An 18,759-nucleotide genomic window follows, 5' to 3' on the forward strand; every position below is an offset into this window, starting at 1 on the left:
TTAACTATGTGTGACCAGCACCATGCCGACAGGCATATTTTATGCTCTCAATGCGATATGCTCGTTGCGCTGCCTGTGTTGGGTCACGGACACAAAGCAATGTGTCCGCGCTGCGGCGCAACGCTGACAACAGAGTGGGACGCGCCGAGGCAGCGTCCTACTGCTTATGCTATTGCCGCTCTGTTTATGCTGCTGCTCTCGAATCTCTTCCCCTTCATCTATATGAAGGTGGGAGGGATGACCAGCCAGGTCGACCTTCTCGAAATCCCCGGCGTGATGTTCTCGGAAGACTACGCCAGCCTCGGCACCTTCTTTCTTCTGTTTGTACAGATCGTTCCGGCGTTCTGCCTGATCGTGATTCTGCTGCTGGTCAACCGCGTGCGGATGCCCACGGCCCTGAAAATCAAGCTCGCGCGCGTGCTTTTCCAGCTTAAAAGCTGGGGAATGGCCGAGATTTTCCTCGCGGGGATCCTGGTCAGCTTCGTTAAGTTGATGGCCTACGGCGACGTTGGCATCGGCAGCAGCTTTATTCCCTGGTGCCTTTACTGCGTCCTGCAGCTGCGAGCGTTTCAGTGCGTCGACAGGCGCTGGGCGTGGGACGACATCGCTCCCGCGCCGGTGATCTCTCAGCCGGTCAAGGTGGGTGTGCCGGGGATCCGTCAGGGGCTACGCTCGTGCTCATGCTGTACGGCGGTGCTGCCTGCGGATCTCGAGGTATGCCCTCGCTGCGAAACCAAAGGCCACGTGCGGCGTAAAAACAGCCTGCAGTGGACAATGGCGCTGCTGGTCACCTCCATCATGCTGTATCTGCCCGCCAATATCCTGCCCATCATGATCACCGATTTGCTTGGTGACAAAATGCCGTCAACAATCCTGGCGGGGGTTATTTTGCTGTGGGGCGAGGGATCCTATCCCGTCGCCGGGGTGATATTTATCGCCAGCATCATGGTGCCGACGTTAAAAATGATCGCGATTGCCTGGCTCTGCTGGGATGCCAAAGGCAACGGCAAACGCGACAGCGAGCGTATGCACCTGATTTATGAAGTTGTTGAGTTTGTCGGACGCTGGTCAATGATTGACGTGTTCGTTATTGCCGTTTTATCCGCGCTGGTGAGGATGGGGGGATTGATGAGTATCTACCCCGCTATGGGAGCGCTGATGTTTGCGTTGGTCGTTATTATGACCATGTTTGCGGCCATGACCTTCGACCCTCGTTTATCGTGGGATCGTGAGCCCGAGTCAAGCCATGAGGAAGAGTAAGAGCATGGAAAATAAGAGTGGAGAGGCTAAAGTGCAGAAGGTCAAGAACTGGTCGCCGGTGTGGATTTTCCCCATCGTGACCGCGCTGATCGGTGCATGGATACTGTTTTACCATTACAGCCATCAGGGGCCAGAAGTCACGCTCATCACCACCAACGCGGAGGGAATTGAAGGCGGGAAAACCACCATCAAGAGCCGCAGCGTAGACGTGGGGGTTGTGGAAAGCGCGACCCTGACCGATGACCTGACCCATGTAGAAATCAAGGCGCGCCTGAATGCCGGAATGGAAAAGCTGCTGCACAGCGATTCCGTCTTCTGGGTCGTCAAACCCCAGGTGGGGCGAGAAGGGATCAGCGGCTTAGGTACGCTGCTTTCCGGGGCCTATATCGAACTGCAGCCGGGGAGCAAAGGCACCCAGCCGGGCCAGTATCAGCTTCTCGATTCGCCGCCGCTCGCGCCGCCGGATGCGAAAGGTATCCGCGTGATCCTCGACAGCAAAAAGGCGGGGCAGCTATCGCCGGGCGATCCGGTGCTGTTCCGCGGCTATCGCGTGGGGTCGGTTGAAACCAGCACCTTCGATGCGCAAAAACGCACCATCAGCTATCAGCTGTTTATCAATGCGCCAAACGATCGTCTGGTCACCAGCAACGTGCGCTTCTGGAAAGACAGCGGGATCGCGGTCGATCTGACCTCGGCCGGGATGCGCGTTGAGATGGGCTCGTTGACCACGCTGTTTGGCGGCGGCGTGAGCTTCGACGTGCCGGAAGGATTAGATCTGGGTCAGCCGGTGGCTGAGAAGACGGCGTTCAGGCTTTTCGACGATCAGAAAAGCATTCAGGATGCGCTCTACACCGACCACATTGATTACCTGATGTTCTTCAAAGATTCCGTTCGCGGCCTGCAGCCGGGGGCGCCCGTTGAGTTCCGCGGCATTCGCCTCGGTACGGTCGGCCAGGTGCCGTTCTTCGTGCCGGGCCTGCGCCAGGTGCTGGATGACGACTACCGCATTCCGGTGCTTATCCGCATTGAGCCTGAGCGTCTGGTGAATCAGATTGGCGAGAACCAGGATATCGGGGCGCATATCTCTGACCTGATGAATCGCGGCCTGCGCGGCTCGCTCAAAACCGGTAACCTGGTGACGGGTGCGCTGTACGTGGATATGGACTTCTATCCGAAAGCGCCGGCAATCACGGGCGTTCGCGAGTTCGGCGGGTATAAGATCATTCCAACCGTGAGCAGCGGTCTGGCGCAGATCCAGCAGCGTCTGATGGAGACTCTGGATAAGATTAACAATCTGCCGTTGAATCCGATGATTGAAGCGGCGACCGGTTCGCTGCACCAGAGCCAGGCGACCATGCAGCGTCTGCAAACCACGCTGGACAATATCAACAAGATCACCGCAAGCCAGTCCATGCAGCAGCTGCCGCAGGATATGCAAAAAACGCTGCGCGAGCTGAACCGCAGTATGCAGGGCTTCCAGCCGGGTTCAGCGGCGTACAACAAGATGGTGGCAGATATGCAGCGTCTTGATCAGGTATTGCGTGAACTGCAGCCGGTGCTGAAAACGCTCAACGAGAAGAGCAACGCGCTGGTGTTCGAAGCGAAAGATAAAAAGGATCCTGAGCCTAAGAGGGCAAAAGAATGAATAAGTGGCTATTGATGGTGGGCGCTCTGCTGTTAACGGCGTGCAGTTCAGGTGTAGATAACAAAAGCTACTATCAGCTGCCTGTTGCTACGCAAACCGCTGGCCAGAGCACGGCCAGCCAGGGAAACCGTCTGCTGTGGGTGGAACAGGTTAACGTGCCGGATTACCTTGCCGGTAACGGCGTGGTGTACCAGACCAGCGATGTGCAGTACGTTATCGCCACCAACAACCTGTGGGCCAGCCCGCTCGACCAGCAGCTTCGCAACACGCTGGTAGCGAATCTGGGCGGCCAGCTTCCCGGCTGGGTTGTGGCTTCCCAGCCGCTGGGCAGCGACCAGGATACGCTTAACGTCACCGTAACGGGCTTCCACGGCCGTTACGATGGCAAAGTGATTATCAGCGGCGAGTGGCTGCTGAATCATCAGGGTCAGCTGATCAAGCGTCCTTTCCATCTTGAGCTGAAGCAGCAGAAAGACGGCTACGATGAGATGGTCAAAGTGCTTGCTCAGGGCTGGGCGCAGGAGTCTGCCAGCATAGCCCGCGAGATTTCCCGGCTCCCATAAGTAAAATTCATAGTAAAAAGCCGCCTTCGCTTTCACGCTGATGGCGGCTTTTTTTTCGTTTTGAGTTCAGCTTGTTACTTGTGCCGCGTCACATTTTTTGTACAAATGATCTTCCGCATAGCTCACAAATATGACACCCGTATGAATTTCGAACGTTGACGCTGAGGCTGATTCGGGTTATTCGTTATCTGTGCTTGCACACTTTGCAATCACTGTTTTCTTTCCACCAGACAAAAGAATGAGGGAAACGAGGCATGAAGAGACAGAAACGAGATCGCCTGGAAAGGGCTCATCAACGTGGTTATCAGGCTGGCATCGCCGGACGTTCTAAAGAAATGTGTCCCTATCAGACCCTGAATCAAAGGTCTCAATGGTTAGGGGGCTGGCGAGAAGCCATCGGAGACAGGGCAGTACTTGCTTGATACCGTCTCTTTAAAAAAGAAACCTCCGCATTGCGGAGGTTTCGCCTTTCTTGCTCTGGTAAAAACAAAAATCAGAACGCGGAAGTATCCTGGAACAGGCCCACTTTTAGATCGTTCGCGGTGTAGATCAGACGACCGTCTACCAGCACTTCACCATCCGCCAGACCCATGATCAGACGACGGTTAACGATGCGCTTGAAGTGGATGCGGTAGGTAACTTTCTTCGCAGTTGGCAGAACCTGACCGGTGAATTTCACTTCACCCACGCCCAGCGCGCGACCTTTGCCTTCGCCGCCGAGCCAGCCCAGATAGAAACCAACCAGCTGCCACATGGCATCGAGGCCCAGGCAGCCTGGCATTACCGGATCGCCAATGAAGTGGCAACCGAAGAACCACAGATCTGGATTGATATCGAGTTCCGCTTCTACGTAGCCCTTATCGAAGTTGCCGCCGGTTTCGGTCATTTTCACGACACGGTCCATCATCAGCATACTTGGTGCCGGTAACTGTGGGCCTTTAGCGCCAAACAGTTCACCGCGACCAGAGGCAAGAAGGTCTTCTTTTGTATAGGATTCGCGTTTATCTACCATGTTCTCAGTAAGCCTTATTTTAGTGAAGCACGCAGGATAGCTAACACGTGTACGCTGAACAAGTCCGATCAGTTCGGACTGAACCAGCTCAGCCAGCGTAACGGCCACGGATAACGGTGACGCGCATCCTGCTGCGTCGCCTGAGCAATACGCTCCTGGATAGTCTGCATCAGGGTTGTCTGGCCTTCGCCGTCCCAGACCAGATTTGTCAGTAAGGGTAGCGCATCCTCAATGCCTTCGATGGCCCAGACGGCAAATTGTTCCTGCTCAACCGCGTCAAGAAGCGCCTGGCTCAGGCTCAAATGACGCGCATTTGGCGCAGGAATAATAACGCCCTGTTTGCCGTTCAAACCGCGCTGCTGACAGATAGCGAAGAAGCCTTCGATTTTCTCGTTCAGGCCGCCCACGGGCTGCGCGCGACCAAACTGATCGACAGAGCCGGTGATGGCGATGTTCTGATTAATCGGCACCTCGGCAAGGGCGCTGATTAACGCGCACAGTTCCGCCATGGAGGCGCTATCACCGTCGACTTCGCTGTAGGACTGCTCAAAGGTCAGCGAGGCAGAGAAGGGGATTTGCTGCTCAAGCTGCAGCTCAGACATCAGAAACGCCTGCATGATCATCATGCCTTTAGCGTGAATGTTGCCGCCGAGCTCGGCTTTGCGTTCAATGTCCGTGAATTCGCCATCGCCAATGTGCACGACGCAGCTGATACGCGACGGTTCACCAAACGCGCGCGGATGCCCGGGGAATTCAATGACCGACAGGGCGTTGATCTGCCCGATGCGTTCCCCTTCGGTTTCCACCAGGATTTGTTCCAGCAGAATTTCATCCTGCATACGCTCGGCCAGATAGCCTTCACGCCATTCGCGCTGCATCAGCATCTGGGTGAGTTGTTCGGCGTTAAAGCGCCCGTCACCGCTGATGACGCCCACTTCGCGCAGCTGTCTGCTAACCCAGAGCGGGCAGAGCGGCAGCGTTTCTTGATCGCCGGTGTAGCGCACCGCTTCACGGATCAGGCCCGCCCAGGCGTCAGCCGCCGGCGTTGGCAGTTCGTAGCGTGCCGCGACGTCGAGGATCCATTGGCACCACTGCGCCATGTCATCCGCGTCGGCAATCTGGATGTTATCTTCGTATTCGCTGTAGATGGCCTGTTCGGCCAGCTCCGGCTCCATCTCCTGGAAATCGGCCAGCGATTCGCGATCGCCGGTCAGCACTACGGTCAATGACATAGGCATTGACGGCACGGAAACCGGAAGCGGGCGAGACTCGTCGTATCCGACCCAGTCGAAACGCTGCTGGCTGACGATCGTTTTCAGACGCATCCACAGCAGCGGCTGCGCGAGCAGGGTTCTCAGGGAAACGATCAGCACGCCGCCGTTGGCGCGGTGGACGAGCCCGGGCTGAAGCGACAGCTCGCCGTTGAACTGACGAAGGCAGCCAAACAGCTGCTCTGCTTCAACCCAGTTAGCCGTAACGACCTCGCCCTGCGCGGCAAAGCGGTCGTCCGCCTGCTGGGCGGGTTCGAAAGTGATGTGTTGACCTGCGATACGATATTGGCCGCCATACACCTCATCGGTTTCTGGCTGCAGCTGGCGCACGGCATCGCCCAGAAGCGTCAAATACTCGGCTTCTTCCGGGGCTTTGAGCAGCATGAAGGGAGATGTTGCCCACGGGCTTAACACCTGCTCCAGCGCATAATGCAAACGCGGTTGTGTATCGCTAAGTATGAATTCGTGTTCTTTTGCGAGATCGGGCTGTGCAAATAGCTCCTGATAGCTTTCTGTATCGGGAACCAGGTCACGCCATGCAAGTTTCGTAATGGTCAAAGTTGATGTTTTTTAGTCAGATGTAAAACCGTGGAGTATACCGTAAGCGGCAGGCTCTGCCCAAGCAGGATCGGGGATTTCCGCGGGGGAATCTGCCGTAATGATGCACAGGATATGATTTCTTTTCAGCAGATTGTCAAAAAACTGATATTCTGAACAGAGTTACGAGGTAACACTGAGATCGCAATGAAATATCAACAACTGGAAAATCTCGAAAGCGGCTGGAAATGGAAGTACCTGGTCAAAAAACATCGTGAAGGCGAGTTGATCACCTGCTACATCGAAGCCAGCGCTGCACAAGAAGCAGTGGATATGTTGCTGACCCTCGAAAATGAACCGGTTCAGGTTAACGGCTGGATTGAAAAGCACATCAATCCTGCGCTGTTAAACCGCATGAAGCAAACTATCCGTGCGCGTCGCAAGCGTCATTTCAACGCTGAGCATCAGCACACCCGCAAGAAATCTATCGATCTTGAGTTTATGGTCTGGCAACGGCTGGCAGGGCTGGCGCAGCGGCGCGGTAAAACGCTCTCGGAGACGGTGGTTCAGCTGATTGAAGACGCGGAGCATAAAGAGAAGTATGCAAACCAGATGTCGACACTGAAAACGGATCTGCAGGCGCTTCTGGGTAAAAAATAGTTTTCCGCTTTTCTTCAGATAATAAAAAACCCCGCATTGCGGGGTTTTTTTTAAGACGATAACTTATGCCGCTGGCTGAGTTACAACGTCTTTGATGCCTTTAACTTCGATCTCAACGCGACGATCTGGAGCCAGGCAGTCGATCAGTGCTGCGCGAGCTTTAACGTTGTCACAGGTAGAACCGGTAACTGGGTTAGCTTCGCCCATGCCACGTGGGGAGATCTTGTTAGCTGGGATACCTTTAGAGATCAGGTAATCAACTACAGACTGAGCACGTTTCTCAGACAGTTTCTGGTTGTATGCGTCAGAACCGATACGGTCGGTGAAGCCCAGAACCACTACGGAACCATCTTTAGGATCCAGGTTGCTCAGCTGGGTGTACAGCTGATCCAGTGCCTGCTGACCTTCTGGTTTCAGGGTAGCTTTGTTGAAGTTGAACAGAACGTCAGACTTCAGAGTGAAGTGCTTGGTCTGTACTTCTGGAGCTGGAGCCGGAGCTGGAGCTACGATTGGAGCTGCATCTTCCTGCTGACCGAAACGATAGGAAACACCTACGCTCAGCATGCCGTTGTCTGGACGAACACCAACGGTGTTGCCGTCGCCGATGTTGTTAACCCACTGGTATTCCAGACGGGTAGCGATGTCACGGGTCATAGCCCACTCAACACCACCAGCGAATACTGGGGAAACACCAGTGTCGTGGTTGTCACCATAAACGTTGTTGCTGGAGTCTGCACGCCATACCATGCCGCCCAGACGGGTGTACACGTCCAGATCGTCAGTTACTGGGTAACCCAGTTTAGCGGTCAGCTGAACGCCTTGAGCTTTGAAGGCGCCGTTTACTTCGTTGCCTTTGTATGGCATACGACCTAACCAGTCGTAACCCATTTCAAAACCAACATACGGGTTAACCTGATAGCCACCGAACGCACCTGCACCCAGCTGGCTTTCGTGAGTTGGGCCATCGTTGTTCAGGTCTTTGTTGTACCAGCCAGTGTCATGGAACTGAGACCAGCCCAGTTTACCACCTGCATACCAGGTATTATCTTTCGGAGCGGCCTGCGCTACGGTAGCGAAGCCAGCCAGTGCCACTGCAATCGCGATAGCTGTCTTTTTCATTTTTTGCGCCTCGTTATCATCCAAAATTTGCCATGAAAATCTTCATTAAGAAATCACGGTTAAATCCTTCACCGGGGGGCGTGGTCAAATATAACTCTACCGATATCTTCGGCTTAGGCCGAGCACCCCTGGCGATGTAAAGTCTACAACGTAGCTGAAAACTTACAAGTGTGAAGTCCGTCAGGCATATGAAAAAAAAAGTTCCGTATAGCTAATATTTAACATTTTTAGTACGGAATTTGTGCAGTAAAATTAACGAGAACCGCACCAGACAAGCCTTGCCAGAGATTTGGCGAATGGAACTATTTGTGCATATCACTGTCAAAAAAAATTCCAGGAAAAGTCCTAATTTCACTCAGTGATACAAATTTGAGTGAATTTTTAGCCCAGAAAGTTGTCCTCTGCGATGAGGATCGGCACTTACCGGGCGCATAATAAACCCGATTGCATTACCTTCTTCCGCCGCTTCAGACAGACGAGAATGTTCCTCTTCCGTCAGTTCATCTGACAACCATCCAATTACTACACTGTAGTTCCCGGTACGCAAAGCGCGAACCATCGACTCCACGGTGTCGCATGGCGACAGCTGGTTAATCTGCATCACTTTTGTCAGCGGCAGCCCTGCAGACTGAACCCATTCACGGCTCAGCTTCTGCTGTGGCGTCAACCAGAGTTGCCAGCGGGATTGCTGCCCAAGCTGCTGTAATAACGGCAGTAATAAGAGTTGCGTCAACAGAGGCTGGTCTTCGCGATAAACCACTTCACTGATAAGACCTGTTGAAACGCCCTCTACGGATTTCTGCGCGACATTGCCAGCGGTAGAAGAAAGAGAGGTTGAGCGATTTGCATAGCCTGAAGTGTACATATTCATTCCAGCCCTGTAGTTACTGTATGGATATACAGTAACCCCTGTATGGCTAAAGATCAACCCTAAATTCCTGAAAGCTTCTCGCAAAATTTGCTCATGATCTGCCTCTAACTCAAATTCATCTTGCTCCTTGACGATAAGTTCCCTATTTTCCTGCTAACGGATCCGGTAGTAAGAAAAATTCACTTTATCTATTGTTTTTTAAAGAGAAATACAATGAAAAAGATATCTTATGAGAGGATTTATCAATCTCAGGAATACCTCTCGGAGCTGGGCAATATTCATCACCGTGCTCTCTTTGGTGGCTACACGCTGGCCGTTGATGATGCCGTATTTGCGATGGTGTCAGACGGGGAACTTTACCTTCGGGCCTGTGAAGAGAACGCCACGTACTGCGTTAAACACGCCTCTTCCTTTTTAACGCTCCTGAAGCGTGGTCGTCCGGTGCTGCTGAACTACTTCCGCGTCGATGAAGGTTTATGGCAGGACAGGGAAAAATTACTCCAGCTTTCCTCATACGCACTGGCGGCGGCCAGGCAGGAGCGTTTCCAGCGGTATCATCGCAACCGGCTTAAAGATCTGCCAAACCTGACCTTTCAGATCGAAGTTCTTCTCTATGAAGCCGGGATCACGAATGAAAAGACGCTACGGGAGCTCGGGGCGAAGGGGAGCTGGCTGAAAGTGCGCGCCCTAAATAAGCAGATCGGGATAAAAGTTCTGTTTGCGCTCGTCGGCGCTCTGGAAGGGCTGCATGAAGCGGCACTCCCGGCGGATACGCGCCGGGAGTTGACCGAATGGTTTAATGGGCTGCCTGACCCGAAGGAGAATCATTCCGCCATGTAGCGATGAGCTGCTGAAGACGGCAAATTTCCGGCAGCAAAGCGATGAGCAGGCCAATCTGCTGAAGCACCAGCGGTGCTTTGCTGTCGGAGCCGGGATCGAGATGGGCAATACGCTCTGCGAGCTCATCCAGCGCCTGACGAACGCGGGGTTCATCGGCCGGGCGATGGTGAAGCGCATCGTCAACGTAACACACGGCATCGTCCAACAAAGCAAGAATGCCCGGGTTGGTGAGCTTTTCACGGTGGGCGCCCAGCGTAGAGATATAGCTGGTGAACGTATGGTTCAGGCAAAGCAGGCGGAAGGCGGTTTCCCTGATCTCCGCGGTGGCGCCGGGCTCCGTCGACATATTCGACACAACGGAAGCCAGCTCCGCATCGCTATTGTGCGCATCGCGGCGGGCGATACGGTACGGGAGCCGGTTGTCCCGCCCCTGGTGATACTGCTCCAGGATGGCATCCAGATACCGGCAGTTTGCGTTCATCGCCCGGTCCAGCACGCGGGGTAGATTGCGAAAACGCCAGTCTGGCCAGATGAAGCTCACCGCGGCCCAGGCTATCGCACAGCCTATCAAGGTATCAATGACGCGCGGCAGGGCGACTTCGAAACCTTCACCCAGCAGGTTAAAGCAGAGCAAGACCAGCAGGGTAATGAACATGGTGGCGTGTGCGTACTGCACGTTGCGGAAGGCGAAGAACAGCACGCCGGTTATGACGATCAGGATAAGCTGTCCTTCTATAGAAGGAACGAAGTAAAGCACCGGCAGCCCGATGGCAACCCCGACCAGCGTACCGATGATACGCAGCGCGAGGCGGTGGCGGGTGGCGTTATAGTTTGGCTGGCAAACAAACAGGCTGGTCAGCAGGATCCAGTAACCGTGATGCAGCCCGGTTATCTGTATAAACGCATACCCCACGCAGAGCACCAGCGACATGCGCACCGCATGGCGAAACAGCGCCGACTCCGGCGTGAAGTTGCGGCTCAGGCGTAGCCACATATCGCTAAAGCTGTGGACGCTGTCGTCGGAAAGCTGGCTGTTCAGATCGTTGTTCGGCATCGCGATGGCCTGCTCGGACTCGATGGTCGCCAGCTGCGCATCAATTGCCCGCAGGTTATTGAGTAAAAACCCCAGCGCTTTTATCTGTTCAGGGGAGGTTCCGCTGGCCTGCACGCGATCGAGCGCCGCATCCAGATGAGTGAACGCGCGCTCGAAACGCTGATCGTGCTGATAAGGCGTGCGCAGCAGAATGGAGCGGGCGAGCTGCTGGCAGGCCTGAGACTGCATAGAGAGCAGGCGCTGGAAGCGGAACATCACGTCGCTGTAGCGGAATTTTTCACGCAGGGCCGCATACTGAACGTGGGAGGAGCTGGCACGCTCGTGAATATCCTGCGCGGCAAAATAGTAGTGCAGGGTGCGACGGGTGCCGCGCTGGCCGCGATCGCCGCGCAGTCGGGTCAGAAGGGAAGCCTTCGTCTGGTTTAAGGTCGCCACCAGCTGGCCGTTTGCCAGCGCCAGGTCGTAGAGCGGCGCCTGGCTCTCTTCTTCGATATCCGGATCGAACAGGCGGGATTTCAGCTCCAGATAATGCGCGAGCTGCTCGTAGCTGCGGGCAAGGTTGTCCTGCAATGGCCGCACGGGAAAGATAAGGTGCCCGGTCAAGGTGAGCAGGTTATACCAGATTGCCCCCAGCAGAAGCAGGACCGGCTGTTGATACCACTGGTCGTAAAGCGAAACGCCAAGCATGGTATAGACGGCGATCAGCAGCGCGCCAAACGCGATAGTGGCATAGCGCTGGCCCAAACCGCCCAGCAGGATAAAGCCGCTGGTGGACAGGGTAAGCCCGATCGCAAACATCCACGGCCACGGGAAGAGCAGCTCCACGGACGCCGAGGCGATGAAAAAACAGATAAGCGTAATGACGAGGTTGCGCAGGCGTCCGGCAAGACGGTCATCCAGATCCGCCAGCGCGCCTGCAACCACGCCCAGCGTCAGCGGGATCGTGAGCTTGACGTCGTCTATCCACCACGGCAGGGCAACCGTGCCGCACAGCGCGATAAAAATCCTGACGTTGTAAAGCCAGGTACTGTTCCATGTGTAGCGGCGAAGCAATGGGCTTAGCATGAGCAATGCCTGTCCTTAATTACTGAAAACGACGGCGGGCATTGGCTTCGCGCGCGGCTTGCGCCACTTCAACCGGGACTACGCGGCGTCCGACCGGCCACAGGGCGATGGCGGCGATTTTAAAATTCGCGATCCCGACCGGAATACCAATGATGGTGATGCACTGGGCGATACCGGCGAAAATGTGCATCAGGCACAGCCACCAGCCGAAGAAAACCAGCCACAGAATGTTCAGCAACGTCCCGCCCGTGTTCATCAGCGCGCTCTTTCTTTCCGGGTTCAGCTCGTCAACGTGAACGGCCTCATTACCATAAGGAAGCAGCGAGAGTTTGGTGATTTCCCAGCAGGAGCGGGTGAGAGGAAGCGTGAAAATGAGCACGATGCTCACCAGCGTGGCGAAAAGCCAGGACAGCGTGGTGGCAAAACCGCCAAGGACAAAATTCAAAATATTCAGAACGGTACGCATAAACCCTCAGTTCCTTTCGATATGATTAACCCCCGGTGATTGTAACGTTTTTTTAGGCTGGAGCACCTTAAAACTGGCAGTTAAACTATCAGACAAATTATCTCTTCGTGGATACGGCTGGACATGGAACTGAAAGCAACCTCATTGGGCAAACGCCTGGCGCAACACCCTTACGACAGGGTCGTCCTGCTTAATGCAGGGGTAAAAGTCTCTGGCGAACGCCACGAATACCTCATTCCGTTTAATCAGCTGTTGGCTATCCACTGCAAGCGCGGGCTGGTGTGGGGCGAGCTGGAGTTTGTCCTGCCCGCTGAAAAGGTGGTGCGTCTGCACGGCACGGAATGGGCCGAAACCCAGCGCTTTCATCACCATCTCAATACCCTGTGGCGCCAGTGGAGCGAAGAGATGAGCGTCGTTGCGGCGCAGGTTTTACAGCAGGTTGTTGATGAGATTGCCCACAGCAGCGAGCAGCAAAAATGGCTCACGCGTGCGCAAACGGCGGGACTCCAGCAAAAAATCAGGCAGGCGCTTGCGGCGCTGCCGCTGCCCGTATCGCGCCTTGATGAGTTTGAAAACTGCCGCGAGGCCTGGCGCCAGTGCCAGGCGTGGCTGAGCGATATCGATAAAAGCCGCCTTGCCCATAACCAGGCGTGGACGGAAACCATGCTCACCCGCTATGCCGATTTCTTTAGCCAGATTGAGTCCTCGCCGCTCAACCCTGCTCAGGCGCGGGCGGTGGTGAACGGCGAGCAGTCTCTGCTGGTGCTGGCAGGGGCGGGGAGCGGTAAAACCTCCGTGCTGGTGGCGCGGGCGGGCTGGCTCCTCACCACCGGCGAAGCCGTACCGGATCAAATTCTGCTGCTGGCGTTTGGTCGCAAGGCGGCCCAGGAGATGGACGAGCGCATTCAGGCGCGGCTGCATACCCGCGATATCACCGCCCGCACCTTCCATGCGCTCGCCCTGCACATTATCCAGCAGGGAAGCAAAAAAGTTCCTGCAATCAGTAAACTTGAAAACGACGCGCAGGCGCGACAGGCGCTGTTTATCAAAACCTGGCAGCAGCAGTGCAGCGAGAAAAAAGCTCAGGCGAAGGGCTGGCGCCAGTGGCTGGAAGAGGAGCTTAGCTGGGACGTGCCGGAAGGCAGCTTCTGGCAGGATGAAAAGCTCGCGCGGCGTCTGGCTTCGCGCCTCGACCGTTGGGTAAGCCTGATGCGGATGCACGGCGGCTCGCAGGCGGAAATGATTGAAAGCGCGCCGGAGGAGATCCGCGCCCTGTTTTCAAAGCGGGTTAAGCTGCTGGCACCGATGCTGAAGGCGTGGAAAACGGCGCTGAAAGAGGAGAACGCGGTCGATTTCTCCGGGCTTATCCACCAGGCGATTATCATCCTGGAAAAAGGCCGCTTTGTGAGTCCGTGGAAGCATATCCTCGTGGATGAATTCCAGGATATCTCGCCCCAGCGCGCCGCGCTGCTCTCGGCGCTGCGTGCGCAAAACAAACATACTTCGCTGTTTGCGGTGGGCGATGACTGGCAGGCTATCTACCGCTTCAGCGGGGCGCAGCTTTCGCTCACAACCGCGTTCCACCACTACTTTGGCGAAGGCGATCGCAGCGATCTGGATACCACCTACCGCTTCAACTCGCGTATCGGCGAAATCGCCAACCGCTTTATCCAGCAAAACCCGCACCAGCTGGCCAAGCCGCTAAACAGCCTGACTGCCGGGGATAAAAAAGCGGTCACCCTGATGGCAGACGATCAGCTTGAGCCGCTGCTGGACAAACTGAGCGGCTACGCAAAGCCCGACGAGCGTATTCTGGTGCTGGCCCGCTATCACCACCTCAAACCGGCGGCGCTCGAAAAAGCCGCGACCCGCTGGCCAAAGCTGCAGCTTGATTTTATGACCATTCACGCCAGTAAGGGGCAGCAGGCCGATTACGTTATTGTGCTGGGCTTAAAAGAGGGCAGCGATGGCTTCCCGGCCCCCGCGCGCGAGTCGGTGATGGAGCAGGCGCTGCTGCCCGCGCCGGAGGATTTCCCGGATGCGGAAGAGCGTCGTCTGCTGTACGTGGCGATCACCCGCGCCCGTCACCGCGTCTGGCTGCTGTTCAATAAAGACGAGCCGTCGTCGTTTGTGGATATTCTGAAGAGTATTGACGTGCCGGTGGCGAAGAAGCCGTAAAAGCATTGCCCGGCAAGCGCGAGGCTTCCGGGCAGCGTTTTACTTCAGTCTTTCCGCAAGATAGCGCTGATAGTCGGGGATGAGGATATCCACCGGGGAGCTGAACTGCGGCGATTCGATGATAAAGTCTGCGGTCGACAGGTTGGTCGCCACGGGAATATTCCACACCGTCGCCAGACGCAGCAGCGCCTTCACATCCGGATCGTGCGGGACGGCATTGAGCGGATCCCAAAAGAAAATCAGAACGTCGATTTTCCCTTCCGAGATCTGCGCCCCGACCTGCTGATCGCCGCCCATCGGGCCGCTCAGCATCGCGTTCACGTCTAACCCCGTTTCGCGCTGGATCAGATTGCCGGTGGTTCCCGTTGCCGAAAGGGTATGGTTTTCCAGCACCGACCGGTGATGGCGAACCCAGTTCAGAAGCATCTGTTTGCAGTGATCGTGTGCTACCAGCGCAATGTGTTTGCGCGCCGGGAGCGTGCGTGTTGTCAATTCCATAATCTTTTCCATCAGGTTAACTGGCTACAAGATGACGGGAAGCGCCTGATGCTGCAAGAGAAAGGGCATAAAAATGTGGATTAAGACGACGGCTGTTGCTTTGCCCACTGGAGGAACCGCGCCCGGGTATCGGCATCCGCCTGCTGGAACCAGAACTTCAGACGCTGCTCGGTGAGGGGCTGGGACTGGGGAGGAATCACGTCAAGCTCGGACACGCCGGACAGCAGCGTGCTGTCGTCGGCCATCATGGTGGCAAACTGCGGCAGCGACGCGCGTTTGCCCGCTTTGTTATAGATTTCCGTATCCGCCTCATAGTCTATGCCGTTTGGCGTGGTCGTCAGCGCCAGAATATCCAGCTTCACGGGGATGGTTATGGCGTCGCCATCCAGCAGCTCAAGCCGCGGCGCCGACTCAAACGCCTGTGCCTCTTTTTCTGTCTCCAGGCGGGGGAGGCTGAAATTAACCTGGCTGATGCGCTGGGTGTTAAAGCTCAGGATCAGCGGCGGGGAGATGTACATCCGCTGCTCGTGGTTGGCGGCGCGGATGGTCTTCTCGACCCGAAACACCACCTGGTGCGGCCCGTTGTCCAGCTCGATGCTGTCTGCACCGCGAAGCAGCGAGCTGGAGACCTTTTTGCCGTCCAGCACCAGCAGATCGATATCGGTGGAGAGCCGCAGCGTGGTGGCAAAGACGCAGACCGGCATCACTAATGCAATCACAGCGGAGGCAATGCCGGTTTTCATAGGGGGCTCCTGTTAAAAATAGCCTTTCTCAATAATGTATCTAAATTTTTCGATAATCACGTTTACTAACATATAGACATATTCTGCGAGTTTGCCCTCATACATCTGTATGGGATGGATGGTTGCGATGTCTGCTTTGACGTACACTTTGAAAAAAGCCTGGAGGAAGATTATGAAAGACAACGACATTGCCGACATTCTGACATCGACCCGAACCATTGCGCTGGTGGGCGCGAGTGATAAGCCCGACCGCCCGAGCTATCGGGTCATGAAGTACCTTCTTGACCAGGGCTATCACGTTATCCCGGTGTCGCCAAAAGTGGCGGGCAAAACGCTGCTGGGCCAGCAGGGCTATGCCACGCTGGCGGACGTGCCGGAAAACGTGGATATGGTGGATGTGTTCCGCAATTCCGAAGCGGCGTGGGGCGTTGCGCAGGAAGCCATCGCGATTGGGGCAAAAACCCTGTGGCTGCAGCTGGGCGTGATCAACGAACAGGCCGCGGTGCTGGCGCGTGAAGCGGGGCTGAACGTGGTGATGGACAGATGTCCTGCGATTGATATTCCCCGTCTGGGACTGGCGAAATAATAAAAAAGCCCGGTTGCGATACCGGGCTTTTTTTCACCTCAACGCGCTCGTGGCGGTGGCGAGCGTCAGGCTTTAGTTCCGCAGGCGCGGAGCCTGGAGCTGCTTGCGGATAGTCTGGGCAAGCTCATCCATCGTGGGTTGTTCCGGATGTTCGTCCTGAATTTCTCCGCTGAGCTGCGCTTCGGCAAGATAGGTATGGACAGGCTGCCCATCGTCATCTTCCATCACCACGTGGTACCAGGGGGCGGCGCGAAGCTCTGCATCAACCGCCAGCTCGTCGGCTGACGGTTCATCGAGGGAATATTCCGGGTCGATATCCACGACCACACCCAAATACCCAAGCAAGGTGTGGCGGACCTGCTGGCCGATACCGAATTTGCTGGCAATCATAGTCACCTCCCGGGAAACATCACTTACACTCTATGTGCGGGCAATATTTCTCTTTTCAAGTTACATGACGCGACAGGCAAACCCTTTCAGATACAGCCCTTCCGGGTAGGTGGCGATCACCGGGTGATCGGCGGCCTGACGGAACTGCTCTATAAATTGTACATCACGACCGGCATCTATAGCGGCGTCGGCGATGATTTTCTGAAATAAATCTGTGGTCATCAGGCCGGAGCAGGAGAAGGTCAGCAGGACGCCGCCCGGGTTCAGCAGCTGGATAGCCAGCATGTTGATATCTTTATAGCCGCGGCACGCGCCCATCAGCTGGCTTTTGTTCTCAACGAACTTCGGCGGATCCATCACGATAACGTCGAACTTCTCGCCCCCATCGCGATACTTGCGCAGCAGTTTGAACACGTCATCGCGAATAAACTCCGCTTTGCTCAGATCCAGCTTGTTCAGCTCGATGTTCTGTTTCGCCACGTCCAGCGCTTCCTGGGAGGTATCGACGCTGACAACCTGAGCGCAGCCGCCCATCAGGGCCGACACCGCAAAACCGCCGGTGTAAGAGAAGCAGTTCAGCACGCGCTTGTTTTCAACGTACTGACGGGTTGCCAGACGGCTGTCGCGCTGGTCGAGGTAATAGCCGGTTTTGTGGCCGCCCTGAATATCCACCAGCAGCTTCATGCCGTGCTCTTCGATAGGCAGCAGGGCAGGCGGCAGTTCGCCGGTTACCGGGCCCTGCGTCAGCTCCAGACCCTCTTTCTTACGCACCGCCACGTCGCTGCGATCGTAAATCGCGCATTCCGGGAAGAGGCTTTGCAGGGCGCTGATTAACGCCGCGCGCTGATATTCAGCCCCGGCGCTCAGCAGCTGGAGGACGAGGAAATTGCCAAAGCGGTCGATGGTGACCCCCGGCATCCCGTCGGATTCCCCGGCGATCAGACGATAGCTGTCCAGCCCGTCGCGTTTGGCCAGCCATTCGCGCCACTGCTGCGCCTGCTGCAAACGGCGGGTAAAGAAGGCGATATCGACAGTTTCGTCTTTGTCGAACGTCCAGACGCGCGCGCGGATCTGTGAGGCCGGCGAGTAGGCGCCGCGCGCTAACCATTTCCCCTGATGGTCAACGATATCGATGGTTTCACCGAGGCTGGCTTTGCCTTCCATACGGGCAACGGCGCCGGAAAAGACCCAGGGATGGCGGCGTAACAATGACTTCTCACGCCCTTTGGCTAACACTAAACGTACGCTCATAATTTGCTATTCTGTCGATTCCAATAAAATGGCCGCCATTTTCCCGAGTTCAGTAAGGAAATGCAACGCGCCAGTCGGATAAGGAGAAGGAAGATGTCAAAAGTCTGCACTATCGCCTGGGTTCACGGCATCGTTCAGGGCGTGGGGTTTCGCTACAGCACCCAGCGTGAAGCGCTCCAGCTTGGGCTGACGGGATACGCGCGCAATATGGATGACGGCAGCGTCGAAGTGGTGGCCTGCGGGGAAGCGGAGCAGGTTGAAAAGCTGGTAGCGTGGCTGAAAGCGGGCGGGCCGCGCAGCGCCCGGGTTGATAAGGTATTAACGGAACCGCATCAACCCGGCCGGGAATACGTGAACTTTGGCATTCGCTATTAAATGCACTTCACCGGTTTAGGCAGGCCGGCGATTTTGGTCGCCTGTTTTGCCGGGCCTTTCGGGAACAGGCGATACAGATAGCGGCTGTTGCCTTTCTCTTCGCCGAACGTATTCGCCATCGCCTTGACCAGCATACGGATCGCCGGAGAGGTATTAAATTCGAGGTAGAACTTGCGCACGAAACGCACCACTTCCCAGTGTTCGGGGGAGAGGGTAATGCCTTCGTTTTCGGCAATTTTCTCCGCCAGCGGTTCGCTCCAGAGGGTGGTGTCTTTCAGATAGCCTTCGCTATCGGTCTCAATTTCCTGGCCTGCAAAAATGAACATAGTGCTCTGTCGATTAAGTAAAAACCGCCCCCAGTGTAGCAAATAAGGG

At 55.8% G+C, this 18,759-nt stretch carries 20 protein-coding genes; 9 read left to right on the forward strand and 11 right to left on the reverse strand.

Translation table 11 applies throughout. The features are described from left to right. Window positions 1–6: 6 nt before the first annotated feature. The 4 genes from pqiA (at window position 7) to rmf (ending at window position 3,890) form a co-directional block, all read left to right on the forward strand. Entirely contained in the window at window positions 7–1,260 is a 1,254-nt protein-coding gene (pqiA, locus tag AB6V08_RS13775) for a membrane integrity-associated transporter subunit PqiA (protein WP_368543419.1), read from the forward strand. Between the two features lie 4 nt (window positions 1,261–1,264). Then, entirely contained in the window at window positions 1,265–2,905 is a 1,641-nt protein-coding gene (pqiB, locus tag AB6V08_RS13780; RefSeq protein WP_368543420.1) for an intermembrane transport protein PqiB, read from the forward strand. After that, window positions 2,902–3,468, forward strand: coding sequence for a membrane integrity-associated transporter subunit PqiC (gene pqiC / locus AB6V08_RS13785; RefSeq protein WP_368543421.1), 567 nt, complete (start codon window positions 2,902–2,904; stop codon window positions 3,466–3,468). Before pqiB ends, pqiC begins: the two co-directional genes overlap by 4 nt. Before the next feature lie 254 nt (window positions 3,469–3,722). Next, the gene (gene rmf, locus AB6V08_RS13790; protein WP_010429337.1) at window positions 3,723–3,890 is read left to right on the forward strand and encodes a ribosome modulation factor; all 168 of its coding nucleotides are present in this window, start codon (window positions 3,723–3,725) and stop codon (window positions 3,888–3,890) included. 71 nt (window positions 3,891–3,961) lie between these two features. On the opposite strand, the gene fabA is transcribed toward rmf, so the two are convergent. Both fabA and AB6V08_RS13800 read right to left on the reverse strand, forming a co-directional pair. Then, complete coding sequence (fabA, locus tag AB6V08_RS13795; RefSeq protein ID WP_010429339.1) at window positions 3,962–4,480, reverse strand: bifunctional 3-hydroxydecanoyl-ACP dehydratase/trans-2-decenoyl-ACP isomerase; 519 nt, start codon at window positions 4,478–4,480, stop codon at window positions 3,962–3,964. Between the two features lie 68 nt (window positions 4,481–4,548). Continuing rightward, window positions 4,549–6,309 carry an AAA family ATPase gene (locus AB6V08_RS13800; protein ID WP_368543422.1) on the reverse strand — a complete coding sequence of 587 codons (1,761 nt, stop codon included), beginning with the start codon at window positions 6,307–6,309 and terminating at the stop codon, window positions 4,549–4,551. A 186-nt stretch (window positions 6,310–6,495) separates the two neighbouring features. On the opposite strand from AB6V08_RS13800, the gene matP reads away from it, so the two are divergent. Beyond that, on the forward strand, window positions 6,496–6,948 hold the full coding sequence (gene matP / locus AB6V08_RS13805) for a macrodomain Ter protein MatP (RefSeq protein WP_368543423.1): 453 nt from the start codon (window positions 6,496–6,498) through the stop codon (window positions 6,946–6,948). A 63-nt stretch (window positions 6,949–7,011) separates the two neighbouring features. On the opposite strand, the gene ompA is transcribed toward matP, so the two are convergent. Together ompA and sulA are read right to left on the reverse strand one after the other, a co-directional pair. After that, window positions 7,012–8,067, reverse strand: coding sequence for a porin OmpA (gene ompA / locus AB6V08_RS13810; RefSeq protein ID WP_368543424.1), 1,056 nt, complete (start codon window positions 8,065–8,067; stop codon window positions 7,012–7,014). Between the two features lie 355 nt (window positions 8,068–8,422). Beyond that, a complete protein-coding gene (gene sulA, locus AB6V08_RS13815; RefSeq protein ID WP_368543425.1) occupies window positions 8,423–8,932 on the reverse strand; it encodes an SOS-induced cell division inhibitor SulA in 510 nt (169 codons plus the stop codon). Window positions 8,933–9,151: 219 nt separating this feature from the next. On the opposite strand from sulA, the gene AB6V08_RS13820 reads away from it, so the two are divergent. Further along, window positions 9,152–9,778: a TfoX/Sxy family DNA transformation protein gene (locus tag AB6V08_RS13820; RefSeq protein WP_368543426.1), complete on the forward strand. Its 627-nt coding sequence runs from the start codon at window positions 9,152–9,154 to the stop codon at window positions 9,776–9,778. Here AB6V08_RS13820 and yccS read toward each other — a convergent pair. Together yccS and AB6V08_RS13830 are read right to left on the reverse strand one after the other, a co-directional pair. Next, a complete protein-coding gene (gene yccS, locus AB6V08_RS13825) occupies window positions 9,735–11,897 on the reverse strand; it encodes a YccS family putative transporter (protein ID WP_368543427.1) in 2,163 nt (720 codons plus the stop codon). The two genes, AB6V08_RS13820 and yccS, sit on opposite strands and share 44 nt — an antisense overlap. 19 nt (window positions 11,898–11,916) lie before the next feature. Next, on the reverse strand, window positions 11,917–12,363 hold the full coding sequence (locus AB6V08_RS13830; protein WP_368543428.1) for a YccF domain-containing protein: 447 nt from the start codon (window positions 12,361–12,363) through the stop codon (window positions 11,917–11,919). 123 nt (window positions 12,364–12,486) lie between these two features. Between AB6V08_RS13830 and helD the strand changes: the two genes are divergently transcribed. After that, window positions 12,487–14,541 (forward strand): DNA helicase IV, encoded by a 2,055-nt coding sequence (gene helD / locus AB6V08_RS13835; RefSeq protein ID WP_368543429.1) that lies wholly within the window; start codon window positions 12,487–12,489, stop codon window positions 14,539–14,541. 39 nt (window positions 14,542–14,580) lie between these two features. Here the strand turns inward: helD and mgsA are convergent, their stop codons facing one another. Beyond that, window positions 14,581–15,039 carry a methylglyoxal synthase gene (mgsA, locus tag AB6V08_RS13840; protein WP_368543430.1) on the reverse strand — a complete coding sequence of 153 codons (459 nt, stop codon included), beginning with the start codon at window positions 15,037–15,039 and terminating at the stop codon, window positions 14,581–14,583. An 80-nt stretch (window positions 15,040–15,119) separates the two neighbouring features. Next, entirely contained in the window at window positions 15,120–15,782 is a 663-nt protein-coding gene (csgI, locus tag AB6V08_RS13845) for a curli synthesis inhibitor (RefSeq protein ID WP_368543431.1), read from the reverse strand. A gap of 172 nt (window positions 15,783–15,954) precedes the next feature. Between csgI and AB6V08_RS13850 the strand changes: the two genes are divergently transcribed. Next, window positions 15,955–16,368 (forward strand): CoA-binding protein, encoded by a 414-nt coding sequence (locus AB6V08_RS13850; protein ID WP_368543432.1) that lies wholly within the window; start codon window positions 15,955–15,957, stop codon window positions 16,366–16,368. A gap of 72 nt (window positions 16,369–16,440) precedes the next feature. Here the strand turns inward: AB6V08_RS13850 and hspQ are convergent, their stop codons facing one another. Further along, window positions 16,441–16,758 carry a heat shock protein HspQ gene (gene hspQ, locus AB6V08_RS13855; RefSeq protein WP_368543433.1) on the reverse strand — a complete coding sequence of 106 codons (318 nt, stop codon included), beginning with the start codon at window positions 16,756–16,758 and terminating at the stop codon, window positions 16,441–16,443. Between the two features lie 60 nt (window positions 16,759–16,818). Then, a complete protein-coding gene (gene rlmI, locus AB6V08_RS13860) occupies window positions 16,819–18,009 on the reverse strand; it encodes a 23S rRNA (cytosine(1962)-C(5))-methyltransferase RlmI (RefSeq protein ID WP_368543434.1) in 1,191 nt (396 codons plus the stop codon). A gap of 93 nt (window positions 18,010–18,102) precedes the next feature. Between rlmI and yccX the strand changes: the two genes are divergently transcribed. Next, the gene (gene yccX, locus AB6V08_RS13865) at window positions 18,103–18,384 is read left to right on the forward strand and encodes an acylphosphatase (protein WP_368543435.1); all 282 of its coding nucleotides are present in this window, start codon (window positions 18,103–18,105) and stop codon (window positions 18,382–18,384) included. Here the strand turns inward: yccX and tusE are convergent. After that, complete coding sequence (gene tusE, locus AB6V08_RS13870) at window positions 18,381–18,710, reverse strand: sulfurtransferase TusE (protein ID WP_368543436.1); 330 nt, start codon at window positions 18,708–18,710, stop codon at window positions 18,381–18,383. The two genes, yccX and tusE, sit on opposite strands and share 4 nt — an antisense overlap. Window positions 18,711–18,759: the final 49 nt, after the last annotated feature.

This window comes from Enterobacter soli, assembly GCF_964208575.1.
GTDB classification, from domain to species: Bacteria; Pseudomonadota; Gammaproteobacteria; order Enterobacterales; family Enterobacteriaceae; genus Enterobacter; species Enterobacter soli_A.

Bases quoted from the DNA above. Each gene is read 5' to 3' on its own strand.
- hspQ (WP_368543433.1), bottom strand. From the start codon at position 16,758: ATGATTGCCAGCAAATTCGGTATCGGCCAGCAGGTCCGCCACACCTTG.
- ompA (WP_368543424.1), bottom strand. From the start codon at position 8,067: ATGAAAAAGACAGCTATCGCGATTGCAGTGGCACTGGCTGGCTTCGCT.
- pqiA (WP_368543419.1), top strand. From the start codon at position 7: ATGTGTGACCAGCACCATGCCGACAGGCATATTTTATGCTCTCAATGC.
- AB6V08_RS13820 (WP_368543426.1), top strand. From the start codon at position 9,152: ATGAAAAAGATATCTTATGAGAGGATTTATCAATCTCAGGAATACCTC.
- csgI (WP_368543431.1), bottom strand. From the start codon at position 15,782: ATGAAAACCGGCATTGCCTCCGCTGTGATTGCATTAGTGATGCCGGTC.
- pqiC (WP_368543421.1), top strand. From the start codon at position 2,902: ATGAATAAGTGGCTATTGATGGTGGGCGCTCTGCTGTTAACGGCGTGC.
- rlmI (WP_368543434.1), bottom strand. From the start codon at position 18,009: ATGAGCGTACGTTTAGTGTTAGCCAAAGGGCGTGAGAAGTCATTGTTA.
- helD (WP_368543429.1), top strand. From the start codon at position 12,487: ATGGAACTGAAAGCAACCTCATTGGGCAAACGCCTGGCGCAACACCCT.
- AB6V08_RS13830 (WP_368543428.1), bottom strand. From the start codon at position 12,363: ATGCGTACCGTTCTGAATATTTTGAATTTTGTCCTTGGCGGTTTTGCC.
- AB6V08_RS13850 (WP_368543432.1), top strand. From the start codon at position 15,955: ATGAAAGACAACGACATTGCCGACATTCTGACATCGACCCGAACCATT.
- matP (WP_368543423.1), top strand. From the start codon at position 6,496: ATGAAATATCAACAACTGGAAAATCTCGAAAGCGGCTGGAAATGGAAG.
- yccS (WP_368543427.1), bottom strand. From the start codon at position 11,897: ATGCTAAGCCCATTGCTTCGCCGCTACACATGGAACAGTACCTGGCTT.
- mgsA (WP_368543430.1), bottom strand. From the start codon at position 15,039: ATGGAATTGACAACACGCACGCTCCCGGCGCGCAAACACATTGCGCTG.
- fabA (WP_010429339.1), bottom strand. From the start codon at position 4,480: ATGGTAGATAAACGCGAATCCTATACAAAAGAAGACCTTCTTGCCTCT.
- pqiB (WP_368543420.1), top strand. From the start codon at position 1,265: ATGGAAAATAAGAGTGGAGAGGCTAAAGTGCAGAAGGTCAAGAACTGG.
- rmf (WP_010429337.1), top strand. From the start codon at position 3,723: ATGAAGAGACAGAAACGAGATCGCCTGGAAAGGGCTCATCAACGTGGT.
- tusE (WP_368543436.1), bottom strand. From the start codon at position 18,710: ATGTTCATTTTTGCAGGCCAGGAAATTGAGACCGATAGCGAAGGCTAT.
- yccX (WP_368543435.1), top strand. From the start codon at position 18,103: ATGTCAAAAGTCTGCACTATCGCCTGGGTTCACGGCATCGTTCAGGGC.
- sulA (WP_368543425.1), bottom strand. From the start codon at position 8,932: ATGTACACTTCAGGCTATGCAAATCGCTCAACCTCTCTTTCTTCTACC.